General features: G+C 60.0%; 10 protein-coding genes. 6 read left to right on the forward strand and 4 right to left on the reverse strand.

Annotation, left to right across the window (positions count from 1 at the left end):
- The first annotated feature begins 199 nt into the window (after window positions 1–199).
- Window positions 200–2,077, forward strand: coding sequence for a DUF4012 domain-containing protein (locus ACZ41G_RS01390; protein ID WP_412171385.1), 1,878 nt, complete (start codon window positions 200–202; stop codon window positions 2,075–2,077).
- 190 nt (window positions 2,078–2,267) lie between these two features.
- On the opposite strand, the gene ACZ41G_RS01395 is transcribed toward ACZ41G_RS01390, so the two are convergent.
- Window positions 2,268–3,119 carry an SDR family oxidoreductase gene (locus ACZ41G_RS01395; RefSeq protein ID WP_412171386.1) on the reverse strand — a complete coding sequence of 284 codons (852 nt, stop codon included), beginning with the start codon at window positions 3,117–3,119 and terminating at the stop codon, window positions 2,268–2,270.
- A gap of 51 nt (window positions 3,120–3,170) precedes the next feature.
- Window positions 3,171–4,496, reverse strand: coding sequence for an aspartate aminotransferase family protein (locus ACZ41G_RS01400; RefSeq protein ID WP_033506782.1), 1,326 nt, complete (start codon window positions 4,494–4,496; stop codon window positions 3,171–3,173).
- 241 nt (window positions 4,497–4,737) lie between these two features.
- Between ACZ41G_RS01400 and ACZ41G_RS01405 the strand changes: the two genes are divergently transcribed.
- The 5 genes from ACZ41G_RS01405 to ACZ41G_RS01425 all read left to right on the forward strand — a co-directional run bounded on the left by ACZ41G_RS01405 (window position 4,738) and on the right by ACZ41G_RS01425 (window position 11,659).
- Window positions 4,738–7,104 carry an aminotransferase class I/II-fold pyridoxal phosphate-dependent enzyme gene (locus tag ACZ41G_RS01405; RefSeq protein WP_464145498.1) on the forward strand — a complete coding sequence of 789 codons (2,367 nt, stop codon included), beginning with the start codon at window positions 4,738–4,740 and terminating at the stop codon, window positions 7,102–7,104.
- A gap of 390 nt (window positions 7,105–7,494) precedes the next feature.
- Window positions 7,495–7,626: a hypothetical protein gene (locus tag ACZ41G_RS01410; RefSeq protein ID WP_321046835.1), complete on the forward strand. Its 132-nt coding sequence runs from the start codon at window positions 7,495–7,497 to the stop codon at window positions 7,624–7,626.
- Window positions 7,627–7,768: 142 nt separating this feature from the next.
- Window positions 7,769–9,007 carry an ABC transporter substrate-binding protein gene (locus ACZ41G_RS01415; protein WP_464146159.1) on the forward strand — a complete coding sequence of 413 codons (1,239 nt, stop codon included), beginning with the start codon at window positions 7,769–7,771 and terminating at the stop codon, window positions 9,005–9,007.
- Window positions 9,008–9,400: 393 nt separating this feature from the next.
- Complete coding sequence (locus ACZ41G_RS01420) at window positions 9,401–10,174, forward strand: HNH endonuclease family protein (RefSeq protein WP_464146161.1); 774 nt, start codon at window positions 9,401–9,403, stop codon at window positions 10,172–10,174.
- An 84-nt stretch (window positions 10,175–10,258) separates the two neighbouring features.
- On the forward strand, window positions 10,259–11,659 hold the full coding sequence (locus tag ACZ41G_RS01425; protein WP_464145500.1) for an Nramp family divalent metal transporter: 1,401 nt from the start codon (window positions 10,259–10,261) through the stop codon (window positions 11,657–11,659).
- 402 nt (window positions 11,660–12,061) lie between these two features.
- Here the strand turns inward: ACZ41G_RS01425 and ACZ41G_RS01430 are convergent, their stop codons facing one another.
- Window positions 12,062–13,987: an MDR family MFS transporter gene (locus ACZ41G_RS01430; RefSeq protein ID WP_464145502.1), complete on the reverse strand. Its 1,926-nt coding sequence runs from the start codon at window positions 13,985–13,987 to the stop codon at window positions 12,062–12,064.
- 357 nt (window positions 13,988–14,344) lie between these two features.
- Entirely contained in the window at window positions 14,345–16,060 is a 1,716-nt protein-coding gene (locus ACZ41G_RS01435) for a sugar transferase (protein ID WP_464146163.1), read from the reverse strand.
- Window positions 16,061–16,076 lie beyond the last annotated feature (16 nt).

The raw sequence follows: 16,076 nt of genomic DNA on the forward strand, positions 1-16,076 counted from the left end.
CCAAACCATCAGTCTGATGTGTGTGGTGGTGGAAACGGAAACGTGGAACAGCGGTGGACATCCCCGTCAGGCCGTCAGATGCGTTCCTTGGGTGCGGGATAATACGATGTGGGATATTTTACAGTTGGATTGCATCGGTGCGGCCCAAGGTGTGGCATGGCCGTACCGGGCTGCGTACCGGGGATCGGTGAGGAGCAAGATGAGCAGACATACCGCGCAGCACGGCAATATGCCCGGTGCCCACGGGGGCAGGCGCAGGCATATCTGGCCATGGATTGTACTGGCTGTTCTGGTGGTCGTGGCTGCGGCTGCAGGCATCACGGCATACACCTTCTACAAGCAGGCCATGGAAGTCAAAGCCCACGAGGAGAAGGCTATTTCGCTGATGTCCGGCCTAAAGGGGGTTTCGGGCTCAGGTGCGTCCGGCGTTAGCAAAGATACGGTGGATTCCATCAACGCGGTGTTGCCGCAACTGCAATCGGAAACCGCCGCCGCCGAACAAATCACGAACGGCAAGCTGTGGACGCTGGCATCCCACATGCCGGTGTACGGCGATGACATCACAACTGTCCGCGGCATGACACGCATCGTCCATTCGTTGACCACCGAGTCGATTCCGCAACTGAGCTCCACACTGGGCACGCTGGTCAACACATCGCTGACCACGGGCGACGGGTCGCTGAACCTCGAGCCGATCACTCAGGCGGCCGCATCCATGAAGGCTGCGAACGAGCCGCTCCAGAAGCTGGTCAAGGAATATGACGCCCTGCCACAACCCAAGATCGGCAAGATTGCCACCGCGTATGCCAGCGGTAAGCAGCAGCTGAACGCGGCGGGAACGACCATCAACAATCTTTCCAGCGCGCTGGATATCATCCCCGGTTTCCTTGGCTCCGGCGGCGCGAAAACGTATGCAATCATGGCGATGACCACGTCCGAAGCGCGCTCCAGCGGTGGCCTGCTGGGTTCGGTGGGCGTTATGACCACGGACAATGGCAAGATTTCCATCGGGGATTTCCGTTCGAACACCGAATACATTCCGTATGGTGTCGGCGATCCGACCGCGGACGAGCAGCGGATTTTCAACCAGTGGGGGCCTCTGCAGATGTCCTTCGATATGCGCGATCTCGCGGTGTACACAGACGCGCAGCGTTCGGCGGAAGGTATGCGCGCGATCTGGCAGCGCACCCCGTGGGGGGCGAGCCAGAGTCTTGACGGCGTGATTATGGTCGATCCGGTGTTCCTGCAGAAGATGGTCGCGATCAACGGGCAGGTCACCTTGTCGGACGGCCGAGTGCTTGACGGCACCAATACGGCGGAATTCCTGCTCAACACCGTGTACAAGGAGTATCCGGTGAGTATGCAGGACCGGTATTTCACCGAGGTTGCAACCCAGTCGATCAGCGCGATGTTCTCGAATATCAATCTTGAGAAGCTCACCCAGGTCGGGCAGGCGATGTCCTCGCTTGCACAGAACCGGCACTTCTCCATGTACAGCTTCGATGAGACGACGGAAAACTCGTTGCTGTCCGCCGGCTTCACAGCATCCACGCCAAGTGATGAGGCCAACCCGAAGATCGGCGTGTACATCACCGAGCAGAACCCATCCAAGATGGACTGGTACGTGCACCGCACGACCAAGATCACGCGCACGTCGTGCAATAGTGACGGTTCGCAGACCTACCACGTGGAATACACGCTGAACAACACAATGACGAATGCCGAACTGGCCAAGGTACCTGATTACATCGCCGGTGGCGTCCAAGTGCCGAGTCTGGCGCGCGGTATGGCCGCTGAGAAGATGCTGATTTACGCGCCTGCCGGCGGGTCGATTTCGAATATCACCACAAGCGGGAACGGCACGGTGTCCGTGGCACCGAAGCAGACCACGTTGAACGGCAAGAGCGTCACCACGACGCTGGTGCTGTTGAATCCCGGAAAATCGATGACCTACTCCTTCGACGTGACCACCTCCACGAAGGCTACGGCAGACCTTGGTGTTGACCAGACGCCGATGGGCTGGGAAGATCCTGGAGTGAGTGTGGATACCTCGGCTTGTGCCATCGGGACGAAGTAATCGGAGTCCTGTAGTCGGTTCAGGGCTTCACAGCGAGCCCCACATCGGGAATTCCATATAGCACCGCACCCGTAACCTTCTGCCGACGCTGGGAGTTGTCTCACCGTCGGTAGAAGCAGAGTGCCATCCTTCTGCCGACGCTTACCCGCCCCTCAGCGTCGGCAGAAGTGCAGATAGTGGTGACCACACCTTACTTGCGGAACACCTTGGTGTAGGAGCCTTCCGCCCGCGGCCTGACCACGATCGAATCGATATCGACGGTATCGGGCTGGTCAAGCGCCCAACGGACGCATTCGGCGATATCCTCGGCCTTCAGCGGGTCCGGCACCCCGGCATACACGGCTGCGGCCTTGGCAGCGTCGCCGTGGAAGCGGTGCATCGAGAACTCATCGGTATGCACCATGCCGGGGGAGATATCGACCACGCGAATCGGCTCGCCGATCATTTCGAGCCTCAAGACACGGGCCATCACGCGTTCGGCGAATTTCGACGCGCAATACCCGGCACCGCCCTCATAGGGTTCGATGCCTGCGGTCGAGGAGATGACGAGCACGGTTCCGGCAGACTTCTTGAGCGCAGGGAGCAGCTTCTGCGTCATGCGTAGCGTGCCGAGCACGTTGAGCTCGTACATTGCCCGCCAATCGTCGATGCTCGCGGTGGCGACCGGATCCTTGCCGATGGCCCCGCCGGCACAGTTGACGAGCGCCTTGACTGGCCCGCCGGCGAGTATCGTCTCTACGGCTGCCTGTGCGCTTGATTCGTCGGTGATGTCGGCGGCGATCGGCTCGACTGCATCGCCGAGTTCCTGAGCCAATGCGTCGAGACGCTCGGCCCTGCGTGCCAGTGCCACGACGTGCCATCCGTCTGCGACCAACGCGCGGGCCGTCGCCGCGCCGATTCCGCTGGATGCTCCGGTCACAACCGCGCGCTGGTCGCCGTCTGCCGGCTGTGACGCTGATTGTCCTGCAGGTGATGTCGCAGCTGGCGTTACATGCTGTGTCGCCGCTGGTGTTACTGATTGCGTTGTCTGTTGTTCTGTCATGGTCATCCTTCCTGCTGCGTTCGCAGCGGTGTCATGCTCGTCTGGCTGGTTTCAGCATCCGGCAGCGGTCATCGCTTTGTCAAGCCGGGCGACGCCTTCGGCCGCTTCCTCGGCGCTGATTACGCAAGGCGGGGTCACGTGGATGCGGTTGTTGTGTACGCCGAGCACCAGATTCAGCTTGTCTGCCTCAGCCACGATCCGCTGCATACTGGCGTCATCGAGCGGTTCTTTGGTGGTCCGGTCGGCGACCAGCTCCACCGCCCAGAACACGCCCTTGCCACGCACCTCGCCGACGGTCGGGTGATGCTCGGCAAGCGCCTGAAGACCCGGTCCGAGTATGTCACGGCCGACATTGTGAGCGTTGTCGACGATATGCTCGCGTTCCATCGCCTCCTGCGTGGCCACAATCGCTCCCATCGCCAGCGGGTGTCCGGAATATGTGAGGCCGCCCGGGAACACGACGTCGTCGAAATACTTGGCCACCGGATCGGACATGATCACGCCGCCAGCCGGGACATACCCGGAATTGCAACCCTTGGCGAAGGTGATGATATCCGGCGTGTAATCGTAGTCGTCGAGGGCGAACCAGAATCCGGTGCGCCCGAAGCCGGCCATCACTTCGTCGGTGATCATCAGAATGCCGTATTTGCGGGTGATTTCACGCACACCCTTGAAATAATCCTTCGGCGGGATGATGATGCCCGCAGTGCCGGGAATCGATTCGAGCAGTACGGCGGCGATGGTGTCCGGCCCCTCGAACTGAATCACATGCTCGAGATGAGTGAGCGCGCGCTCGCATTCCTCCTCCTGCGTGGTGGCGAAGAACTCGGAACGATACAGGTACGGTGTAAAGAAGTGGACATGGCCGCGCGCGTAATCGTTCGGTTTGCGCCGCCAGTCGCCGGTCGCGCTGATTGCCGCGCCCGTATTGCCGTGGTAGCAACGGTAGGAGGAGAGGATCTTGTCGCGCCCGGTGACCAGACGTGCCGCGCGCATGGCGTTCTCGTTCGCGTCGGCGCCGGCGTTTGTAAAGAACACCTTGTCGAACCCTTGAGGTGCGCGGCGTGCAACAAGCGAGGCTGCCCGTCCGCGGGCGAGGTTCGCGTAGTCGGGGCCGATGGTGGCGAGCAGTTCGGCCTGTTGCTTGATGCCTTCGACGACCGCGGGGTGCTGGTAGCCGATATTCACGTTGACCTGCTGGCTGGTGAAGTCCAGCATCTCACGGCCATCCGCGTAGTTGAGCCACACGCCGTGGCCGGTGACCACCTCGGTTGGGTGGAGGTTGCGCTGCGCGTGCCAGGAGTGGAAAACGTGCGCGCGGTCCAACGCGTAGGCGTCGTCCCAGATCGTCTCATCTGCCGAGCAATCGTGTCCCATGATGTGTCCTTTCCTAGGATGGGTTCCGGCATCGGGCCGGCTGTGTTCATTTGGCATCGCATGTGACGCCATGTGACGTTGCAATTGGCATTGTGAGCAATGAACATTTCGCGTTTTACGTGGACATTTCCTGTTGTGCATCGTCTTGAAACACCGGAATAACCGCGATTGGCGATACTGGGCGTGTCATATGAAGCGTATGCGCGTGGGCTGCGGAGAGTGCAGAAGGCGAGAAGGCGAAATGATCACAGACAATAAGCGCAATGATTCGAGGATTCGTCATCCGGACGATGCTAAGCCCGGTGCCGGCAGCGGCAGCGGACTCGTAGATTCCCGAGATTCCAGTGACTCCCTTGCCCTCCAAGGTCCACAGCAATCTCAAGGCGGGCAGGAGCCCGATGATTCCGCGGGAACTCCCGTGTTAGCCGGCGCTGCGGATCGTGGCACGTCCGGCATCCGGACGGGGCAGACGCTGGTCGTCGAGGCCGAGCGTCTTGCAGGATTCGTCCGTACCCAGACCGCGAGGGCGACTCCGCAACGCATTGTCGAATCACTGACCACGTTGGTCTCCACTGAAGTTCTGCCTGAAGGAACCCGTCTGCCGACCGTTCGCGCACTTGCGGCGGCACTTCGCGTGAGTCCGGCCACGGTTTCCGCCGCGTATCATATGCTCGCCCGTTCGGGGGTCATCCATTCGCGGGGTAGGGCGGGCACGTTCGTGCTTCCGCAGGCGCTGTCCGAAGTAAACATTCCGCCGGCTTCGGCTGCGTCATTCGCAGGAGGCGCGGATGGCTGGGGAGCGCGTACGGCCATGTCTTCGGCTGCAGGCATCCGAGCCGTGTTCGACATGTCCGATGCGGGCCAAATCCTTGAGATGCCGGGCGATGAGGAAGAATCCAGGCAACATAACAGCGAAGATGCTGGACTCGACGTAGAGCGTGATGCCAGACGGGCGGCTGGGTATGCTGACGGAATGGACGACGGAATGGACGAGGGGCGTGCCGACGGACGCGATGCCGGGCCGGATCAGAGTCGAAAATCCGGGCGAGATACCGACGCGTCCGCTTCTCGCACATCGGGCGCCAGCGCGTCCGGATTCAACAGGCGTGCATCCGGCCAAATGCGGGGCTTCGCCGCCGTCCACGCCCCGGTCATCGACCTGTCCCGCGGAACTCCGGACAATACGCTTCTGCCGCCAATCCGCCCATATTTGGCCCGGCTCGGCAACCGGCGGGCATTCGTGAACTCGTACACCGGGCCGACAATCCTGCCGATGCTGGAGGAGGAATTGCGCGGCGATTGGCCGTATGATCCGCAGGCGATGACCATGGTGTCCGGTGCGGGGGATGGGCTTGCGCTCGCCATCGCCACATTTGTGCGCCATGGCGATGTCGTGATTGTCGAATCGCCCACGTACCCGTTCATTCTTGATGTGCTGCGCGAAAGCGGGGCAATCGCCGTCGGCGTGCCGGTTGATGCGGAAGGCATGGATCCCAATCTTTTGTTCGAGGTGCTGGAGCGTTTCAGCCCGTCCGCGGGGCCGACGCACGACCAGGGCCGTCGCATCGGCATGATCATCATCCAGCCGCGGGCGCAGAATCCCACAGGTATCAGCTATACGCCCCAGCGGTTGTCGGTGATCGCCCGGGTGTTGCGCATGTGGGAGCAGGAAGCAGCCGGGCGCGAGATTCCGCCGATTCTCGAGGATGATAGCAGTGGCATGGTCGCTGATGTATTCGCGGTGTCCCTAGGGTCCCTGTTGCCTGACCGGGTGATTCATATCCGCAGTTTTTCGAAGTCGCATGGCCCCGATTTGCGGCTTGCGGCGTTGTCGGGGACGCGTGAAGCGGTTGATGCGATTGTGGAGCGGCGACGGCTGGGAGCCGGCTGGGTGAGTCGGTTCCTGCAGGAGCTGCTGTGCGAGATGCTTGCGGATCGTCAGGCGTATTCGACCATTGCAGGCGCACGCCACACGTATGCGCTCAGGCGCAAGACGATGGCTGCGCTGCTGGAGCGTTTCGGGATGCAAACCGTGCCGGGCAGCGGATTCAATATGTGGTTGCCGGTGCGCGATCCGGCCGCGGCGAGGCGGATTCTCGCGCAGGAGCATATCCGTGTGGCGGGAGGCGGACGGTTTCTGCCGGAATTCCGTGTCTCGGCAAGTGATGACGATTCGCGTGTGCAGGAGTGTGTGATCGGCGGCGACGATTGGTTGGATGGCGGAATCGTCGGGAGCAATGTGATTGCTGGGGTTGCAGGTGTTGAGAGGACTGCGGGCGTTGATATCGCTGGTGCTGGCGGTGATGCGGGGGTTGCTGGCGTTGCTGGGACTGGTGGGGTCAGCGCTGCCAGTGTCGGGGATACTGGTTGCAGGGCTGGTCGCGACATCGGTGACGCTGCCTATCATGTCGCCGACACTGCAGGCATCGGAACTGTTGGAGCAGGTGGTCTCGGCCGTGCTTCGACTATTGGTATTGACGGCACGGCCGCAACGCTGCTGACCGATGCGGGCATCACCCAAGGCAATGCGATGCGAGTGACGATTTCGCAACCCGAAGCGATCACCGAACGTGTCGCCCAATGCCTGGTCCAAGCCGCAACCGCCTGAGCTAGGGTGGTGTGGCCTTTCACAACCATCCCGGATCTCATCCCAGCCGCCTCCCCGATGATGTCCCTTGGCCCCAACCGCAAACTCCCCACTGTGTGAGCCAATCCTCACACGATGGCCGTTCTGTGGGTCCGGTTGACCGGTTTCTGCCGTCGGCCGGGTCGTTGTGCGAGCCAACCCCACCACCCCACAGCTTCGCCAAGCCCCACGCGCACCCCGCCACACCACCCCCGAAACACGATTGTGCGCTGATGGTTACGCACCGCCCCGTCCGGCAACAGCGATGTTGCCCAAGAGGAACGGCGGGGAAATGTTCAATCCGCACAATGGTGCGCAACGCAACACCCCGGTATTGCACCGGAAACCATCATCTGGCGCAAACCGCTATCGATGAGACGTGCGTTTGATGCCGATGATTCGCATCGGCTCGAACACAAGCTCAAGCTCAAGCATCAGTTTGATATCGGTTCCCGGGGAGGCGGATTGTTTGGGAAGCAGAAGAAAGGAAGCTATCATGACTGAATTCACAGATGCCGGGTATGTGATGAACAATACCGCAGCAGGCCGTGTAACAGGCAACGCAGCAAACCCAGACAACGAGCGGTTCAACCGCAAACACCACCACGTACGCATGCGTCGCCGCCGCTCCGCCCGCATGGCGACGATGCGCGCGACCGCACTGTTCGTCGCCGCCGCGTTCGGCCTGTCCGGCCTCGCTGCCTGCGGCTCGGGGACATCCTCGTCATCTGGCTCTTCCTCGGCGGACTCCGGGGCGTTGATGCTTGGCGGCTTCTTCCCCGAGACCGGCAGCCTGTCATACCTCGGCCCCGATACGGTCGCAGCGTTCAAGCTCGCCGTCAAGGATGTCAATGCGGCCGGCGGCGTGCTCGGTAAAACCGTGAATACTGCCATCGCCGATTCCTCGGACGCCGACCACGCCGACCAGAACACCTCCGGTGTGCAGTCGTTGCTCGCCAAGAAGCCGGGCGTCATCATCGGCTCGCCGTCCAGTTCGGTGACCAAGAACATCTACAAGCAGGCTTCCGGTTCCAAGGTCCCGGTTATTTCGGTCGGCGCCACATCGCCCAGTCTGTCCGGCATCGACGAGTATTTCTTCCGCACAATCGCCCCTGACGGTGTGCAAGGCGCGGTGATGGGCAACGTTATCGAACAGGATGGCGTGCAAAATCTCGCCATCGCGGTGTTCAACGACGAGTACGGCACTGGGCTGCGCAAGGTGATCGTCAATACGCTCGCCGACAGCAATGTCAATATCGTCTACGGCAAGACCGAGACCTTCGACCCGACGGAGACGAATTTCTCCTCACTGGTGACCACGCTGAAAGCCTCCCATCCTGACGCGATTCTGGTGATCGCCTTCGACCAGACCAAAGCACTGGTCAAGGAAATGATCAGCCAAGGCATCGATACCAACAAGCTGTACCTGACTGATGGCAACACCCAGGATTATTCGGGCGATTTCGACCCCGGTGTGCTGAAGGGTGATTCCGCGACGATTCCGGGCGCCGAAGCGAGTAACGAGTTCCAAAAACGCATCAAGTCCATCGATTCGTCGGTCAAGAACTTCACGTATGCGGCTGAAACCTATGACGCAGTAGTGCTCTCCGCGCTCGCTGCCCAGAAGGGCGGTGCGGTTGACGGCGCGACAATCAAGGACAATCTGCCCGCGGTCTCCGGTGCGGATGGTGGTACGAAGTGCAAGAGCTACAAGGAGTGCCTGGCTCTGATCAAGAGTGGAAAATCCATTCAGTACCAAGGTCTGACCGGCATCGGCCCGTTCAACAAGGACCATGACCCGTCGAGCGCCAACATCGGCGTCTACAAGTTCGACGGCGACAACAAGCCGGTCTTCGACCACTTGCAATCCGGCAAGGTAGCGTGATTTCAGCGATACGCTCGGGTAACGGCGGCAGGTTGCGCAGGCAGCTTGCCGCCGTCGTTTGTTGTTGGGGTTGATTAGGGGCCAATCGGGGCTGTCGGGACTACTGCGATGGTATCGATAGGGGCTGTCACACTCGTCCGATAGATTGAATCCGGGGCGAGCTGGGGGAGCGGCGACGGAGATGTCATGAACATCGGACACGATTGGTAACGGGCAGGGGGAGCCATGGACCGTGGGCGGAAGCAGTCTCAGCAGCATCGGCAGTATCAACGGTTTTGGGGGTCTTCGCCTGGGGCATCGCAACGATTTTGGCGATTTCGCTGGCATCGGCGGCAGCATCTGTCGTCGGGGCGTTTCAGCCGACCGCGTGTCGCGAGTCCTCGGGCGAGGTGCCTGATCGTCGTCGTTGTGGTCGCGTGCTTCGGTTTTGCGGTCGGTTTGGCATTGCCGTACGTGAGCCCGCCAGCTGCACGGATCACCGGCGAATATGTGGCGACTGGTCCGGTCGCCGATGTGTTGCGCACACTTGTGGTGGATGCCCGGCAATCCGGCAAGGGGTACCAGCGCGACGAATTCGGATATCGCCAGACCGACGATGACGGGAACGGGTGTGATATCCGCGACGATATTCTCGCACGAGACTTGCATGATGTGCGCTTCACCGTGGCGGGCGGCTGCGTTGTGCGGTCCGGCACGCTCGAAGACCCGTATACCGGCCGCACGATTGCTTTCGTACGCGGCGCACAATCAAGCACCGCCGTCCAGATTGACCATGTGGTTGCCTTGGAGAATGCCTGGCGTTCCGGCGCATCCCGGTGGAACCGTGCACAGCGGTATCGTTTCGGCAATGATCCGTTGAATCTGCTGGCAGTCGATGGTCCTGCGAATGAGGAGAAGGGGGCTGCGTCCGCGGCATACTGGTTGCCGACGAATGCTGAGTTCCGCTGCACGTATGTGGCGTTGCAGGTCGCGGTGAAGGCCAAGTATGGGCTGAGTGTGACGCCACAGGAACGTGAGGCGATGGCCGCGGTGCTGCGAGGATGTCCGAATCAGCAGATTCCATCTCGGCATTCCACTCCCATTGCACACGGCGTGTCGCCTGACGGCACAAGGGCTGAGAGCTCCAGTCCGCGCTATGTTACACAGCGTTACAAACCGGACCTATAACACTAACGGACTCGTGAGGCGGTCACCCCGCCGGCACGACAATGAATATGAGATATCACGACGAGACATGAGAGCTGGTTGAACATGAGCGAGTCGGAACATCGGGGAAAGAATACGGATACAGCCGCTCACAAGGCGCAGCTGGATCCGAATCAGTCAGTACGCGGATGCGTGGGTGGCAAATTGCCCACGGGAGCATCGGCAACACAGGGAACCGGGCACGCAACACAACCCCAACCCACTCAACCCAACAACCAATCCCGACCACACCACCACGGCCACGCGCTAGCCTCGATCCTCGGCCCGGCTTTTGTCGCCGCGGTCGCCTACGTGGATCCGGGCAATGTGGCGGCGAACATCACATCGGGCGCCCGCTACGGCTATCTGCTGGTGTGGGTGCTGGTGCTGGCGAACCTCATGAGCGTGCTGATCCAGTATCAAAGCGCGAAACTCGGCATCGTGACCGGCAAATCGCTCCCGCAGATTCTCGGCGAACGGATGAGCGACGCCGGCAGGTACATGTTCTTCATGCAGGCCGAGGTGATTGCGATTGCAACGGATCTTGCTGAGGTCATCGGCGGGGCGATCGCGCTGAGGCTGTTGTTCGGTCTGCCGTTGTTCTGGGGCGGCTGCGTTATCGGCGCGGTGTCAACGGTACTGTTGTGGTTCCAAGGCGGCCGTACGCATCGCGTGTTTGAGAAGATCGTTATTGCGATGCTGCTGGTGATTACGTTTGGATTTATCGCCGGGTTGTTCGTCGACCCGCCGAATGGCGGTGATGTGCTTGCCGGTTTGATCCCGCGGTTCCGTGGCGCGGATTCCGTGTTGATGGCATCGTCGATTCTGGGTGCGACGGTTATGCCGCACGCGATTTATTTGCATTCCACTCTGGTGAACGATCATTATGCTCCGGGTGAAGAAAAACCAGACACCAGACAGTTGCTGCGCGGTTCCAAGATTGATGTGGTGTGGGCGCTCGCGTTGGCGGGTACGGTGAATCTTGCGTTGCTTGTGCTTGCCGCCAATTCGCTGTACGGCATGAAGGGCACGGACACGATTGAGGGTGCGCAGCATGCGATCGAGATGGCGCTTGGCCCCGCGATTGGAACGATTTTCTCGATTGGCTTGCTTGCTTCGTCACTGTCGTCCACCTCGGTGGGCACGTATGCCGGTTCGGAGATTATGCGCGGCTTGTTGCACATCCATGCGCCGATGTGGGCATGCCGTGTGGTGACGTTGGTTCCGGCGCTGGTGGTGTTGTGGTTTTCTGCGAATCCGACGTATGCGTTGGTGATTGGCCAGGTTGTGCTGTCGATTGGTATTCCGTTCGCGATTATCCCGTTGATGCGCTATACACGTGACCGGGAGTTGATGGGGGAATATCGTGACAGCACGGTCAAGCATGTGGTGTTCCTGATTGTTGCCGTGCTGATTATCGCGTTGAATGTGGTGCTGGTCTATCTCACCATGACCGGTCAGAATTGAGACAAGCGTGCCCGCCCGATATCGGCTGTTCTGAGGGAGTCGACTGGTTCGCGAGTCTTGACGCGGCTCGGTATGGCAGCTTCAAGAGGCCAGAGCATTCCAGAGCGTTTCCGTGCCTGTCGGTAGCTGGTATTTCCGGTATTCGCGATTCAGCGGATGCGTATCTCGCATATCTGTAGTACTTCGCGGAACGTATCTTCGCTATCTGTGTGCATAATCGTTTGTATCGCGAGTACGAGCCGCGGAAAATCAACAGTGCTATTGCAGGTATCGGATGCCAACGAACACAGATAAGCGAGATACCTTGCGGGCGTAGATGGCAGACGAAACATGCTGGTATCGCGTTGTATCACATGGGCGTCGAGAGCATGGCTGCAGCTTGGCTGCTGCGCCGTCGTCGGCTCAATCCCCGGCACCGCCGTGCAGCCGCATCCGGTTGATTGCGTACTGTGCTGCTTCTCGTGCCGAGCCGGCTCCTTGACCGTGCACGCCGAACATGACGAGCAGCAGTTGTGCGAGCACGAAGCAGGCGCTGATGCGCAGCGTCCATTTCACGCCGTCGATGTTGGCGAGTGTCGCGCCCAGCCCGCCCTCGTGGAACACCCGCGTCAGGGTTTCCATGGTGATGACCATGACCGGCGCGCCGATGGCCCCGGCGATTTGCCGTACCGTGTTGGTGACGGCTGATCCTGCGGATACTTCTTGCCTTGCCAGGCAGTTGAGTGACCATGTGGTGACGGGCATGAGCACCAGACCCATGCCGATTTGGCGGGTGAATTGCGAGATGGATACCCACCAAATCCACGTATCGGTGCCGATCATGCTCATCATGATGGTGCCGATGAGCAGTGTTGCTGATCCGACGAGCGCGACGGGCCGTGCTCCGAATCGGTCGAGCAGTCTGCCTCCGCAGAATTGCGCAATGCACTGGCCGATAGCGCCCGGCAGCATGATCAAGCCGCTCATGGTTGCGCTGTATCCGCGGTCGTTCTGGATATACAGCGGAATGATCACCATGATCGAACTGAATGCGAAGAAGCTGAGTGCGGCGCAGATGGTGCCTACGGTGAAACTTGTGTTGCGCAGTACACCGAGGTCGAGCAATGCTGGTCGTGGTGCGGGGGAGGTGCTGGGCACCTGTTCCGATTCGCTCGACTTCGCTGGGGCGGTTGTTCCCCCGTTCGAGCCCCCTGCAGCCTTTCGGACCGGTGTAGCCGCTCCGCCGCCGATTGCTGTGTGTTCGGCAGTTGCGCCGGCAGCCGTACCTGTTCCCGATTCCAGAACCGACGGAATCGACGGAACCGCCGGAACAGATGCGCTTTGCGCGCTCTCAGCAGCATTATCCGCGCGTTTCCATGCCCGATATGCGGCAGCCATGTGAATTTGCCGCATGACGAACCAGACGATGCCAGCTATGCCGATCAGTATTGGCAGCCAGACGAGCGGATGTGTGAACGCGTGCGCCTCGATGTTGGTGAAGCCGAACATGAGCCCGCCGAAGCCGAAGATGGAGAGGCTTACGGAGAAGAAATCCGCTTTCGCGCTGCGGTCGTTGGCGCCGAAGTTGTGCAGCCCGAAGAAGGCGAGCAGTACCGAGGCGATGCCGATAATGGTCAGCGTCATGAAGATCGAACGCCACCCGTATGCGTCGGTCTGCCAGCCGCCGATAACTGGTCCGATGGCGGGCGCGACGCTCATTGCCATGCCGACGGTTCCCATGGCGAATCCGCGGCGGGAGAGCGGGTAGATGGAGAACACGGTAATCTGCAGGACCGGCCACATGACACCGGTGCCGATGGCTTCGAGGATTCGTCCGAGGAGCACGATGACGAATGTCGGTCCGAGCCAGGCGAGTACTGAACCCGCCGTGAATACGATCATGGAGGTGATGACGATCTGCCGCGTGGTGAACCGTCGTGTGAGGTATGCGGTGAGCGGCACCATAACGCCCATAACCAGTTGGAACACGGAGGTAAGCCACTGTCCGGTGGTGACGCTGATGTGGAAATCCTCCACGATGGTAGGCAGTGCGGAGCTGAGTTGAAGCTGGGTGAAATTGCCGACGAAGGTGATGAAAGTGAGGATGATGAGCGAGATGAGTGCGGTTCTGCTCAGATGCCCGTCCACGTATGCTTCTGCGGAGTTGAGCGGTTTGTCCACGTCTTTGCCGATTTTCTTGCCGATTCGTTTGGCGCGGATTCGCTGGTTCGTTGGCTTGCTGTCCTGTTCGCCGTTTTCGGCACAGTTGCGCTGCCCGGTTCGTTCCCCGCCGTCTTGATTCGCCGCGTTGCGCGCCGTGTCTTGGTCCGCCGTGTTCCGGCGACCCATGTTCCCTCCATCCGAGTCCCGGCCGTCCGCGGATTGTCGTCTGTCGTCGTCTTTCCTGCTCAATGCCTCACCTGTTTCGCCAGTCCATCGCCACGTCATGCGGTGCTGCTTCCGGATGGCGCCTGCTTGTGTTGTCTGATCGCTCTTGAACTTTCCATGATAGTCGGTCCGGCGCACAATGACCGTGGGCGGCTGCCCGAGCCTTATGCCCGAGCAGCCGCCCACTGGAAGCGATGGCGGAATGCCGTGATACGTCTCCTTCCCCGGCGCGTCAAGACTTCCCGCAAGAGTGTAATGGAATCGAACCGGTTTGCTGAGATTTCAGCTATTCGACAGGTTCGATTCCGATTGGCTGAATCAGTAGGATCCGGTGCCCTTCAAGACTGCCGACACTGTTTTGAACAGTATCGCGATGTCGCCGGTGAGCGACCAGTCTTGGACATAAGAGACGTCGATGACTTCGGATTGTTCCTGGGTCAGATCGCTACGCCCGGATACCTGCCACGCACCGGTGATGCCGGGCTTGACCAGCAGTCGCGTGGAATACAACGAATCATATCGTGCGACTTCTTCCGGCAGCGGCGGTCGTGGGCCCACCAAGCTCATATCGCCTTTCAACACGTTGAACAATTGCGGCAATTCGTCGATGGAGGTTTTCCTGATGAAGTGTCCAATCTTGGTGATTCTCGGATCGTCTTTCAGTTTGAAAATGAACCGGTCTTCGATGCCGCGTTCCTTGGCGAGCTGCGCTTTGACGGCATCGGCGTCGGTGCGCATGGAACGGAATTTGTACATGGTAAACGGTTTGCCGTAGATTCCGATTCGCTGTTGTGAATAGAATACAGGCCCTCCGTCCTCTCTTTTCACCATGATGGCCGCCCACGCCATGACCGGCGACAGCAGTATCAGAGCGATGAAGGAGAGCACGAGATCACACAGGCGTTTGATGATTCGCGTGGTTATCGTGTACTGTGGAAGCTTCGCAGTGAGTATCGGGGTTGTCGGGTTGTTGCGGAACCGCAGTTCGCTGCCGCCGATATCCGCGACTTTGGCGGTCAATGCGAGCTCGATGCCCATGGATTCCACGGCCAGCGAGAGCGTGCGCATGGTTTCCGAGTCGCGGGTGAGCACATCGGTGATGAGCACGGTCTGCGCGTTGAGCCGTTTTGCGGCTTGTGGCAGGTGCGAGTCAAGCGGCAGAATCCGCAGCTTGCGTTCGAAGTCCGTGTTCGGCTCGAACGGTACGGAGATGAGGTGCTGCGGTGAGTCCGCGTTGTCGGTTTTCCTGGTGGATGCTACCGGGCAAATGGCGATGGGCTCATACCCGAGTGAGTTGTTGGCCTTGAGGTTGGCGATGATTTCGCGAATCCCTTCGGGGGATCCGACGAGAACGGTCGGATAGTTGTATTCGCCGTTCCTGCGGTTGCGGTGAAGTGACCGTCGCATCAGCCAACGTTCGACGATCAGTAGCAGCAGTGTGATGATCGGCACCAAGAAGGTGAAGGTGCGGGGAACATCCAACTTGAAAATGTATGCTGCAGAACACAGCATGATGAAGTTCAACAACTGGGAGTTGATGAGCTTCGTATAGAGCTCATATCCCTCGCCCATGGTGTGCCGTTCATAGCTCTTGCAGATATACAGGCTGAACAAGTTGGTGATGCAGACAATGACGAGGAAGCCTGTGACCCCGTCGATTTGTCCATCATTGGCAAGTAGGGACTGATAGCCGTGATGGTTGAACAGGAACATCACGCTGCATGCGAGAAGAGCCATCACCGTATCTAGCGCAATCAGTGTCGCATTAAACACATACCGCCATCGTGGAATGGTATATCCCAGCGGGGGATGCGTATCGGATGTACGGTGAAGGACGCCCTGCTCATCTGGCGCGAAGTATGATCCGTCGAAGAACGAGGTTTCGGCGTTGAGGCTCTGGCTGCTTTGGCGGGGCGTGCGCGCTGTGTGCGATGCCGAAGTTGGCTTCGAATTTCCGGATACGGCTACATGCGGCCTGTTTTTCGCGGCCGGGGGAGCGGGAATATCCTGCACACGCCGGTCACGGAATTGCACTGCTGTTGTGGAGCCT

The sequence above is a fragment of the Bifidobacterium porcinum genome, from assembly GCF_055378475.1.

Bases quoted from the DNA above. Each gene is read 5' to 3' on its own strand.
- ACZ41G_RS01390 (WP_412171385.1), top strand. From the start codon at position 200: ATGAGCAGACATACCGCGCAGCACGGCAATATGCCCGGTGCCCACGGG.
- ACZ41G_RS01395 (WP_412171386.1), bottom strand. From the start codon at position 3,119: ATGACAGAACAACAGACAACGCAATCAGTAACACCAGCGGCGACACAG.
- ACZ41G_RS01405 (WP_464145498.1), top strand. From the start codon at position 4,738: ATGATCACAGACAATAAGCGCAATGATTCGAGGATTCGTCATCCGGAC.
- ACZ41G_RS01400 (WP_033506782.1), bottom strand. From the start codon at position 4,496: ATGGGACACGATTGCTCGGCAGATGAGACGATCTGGGACGACGCCTAC.
- ACZ41G_RS01415 (WP_464146159.1), top strand. From the start codon at position 7,769: ATGCGCGCGACCGCACTGTTCGTCGCCGCCGCGTTCGGCCTGTCCGGC.
- ACZ41G_RS01430 (WP_464145502.1), bottom strand. From the start codon at position 13,987: ATGGGTCGCCGGAACACGGCGGACCAAGACACGGCGCGCAACGCGGCG.
- ACZ41G_RS01425 (WP_464145500.1), top strand. From the start codon at position 10,259: ATGAGCGAGTCGGAACATCGGGGAAAGAATACGGATACAGCCGCTCAC.
- ACZ41G_RS01410 (WP_321046835.1), top strand. From the start codon at position 7,495: ATGAGACGTGCGTTTGATGCCGATGATTCGCATCGGCTCGAACACAAG.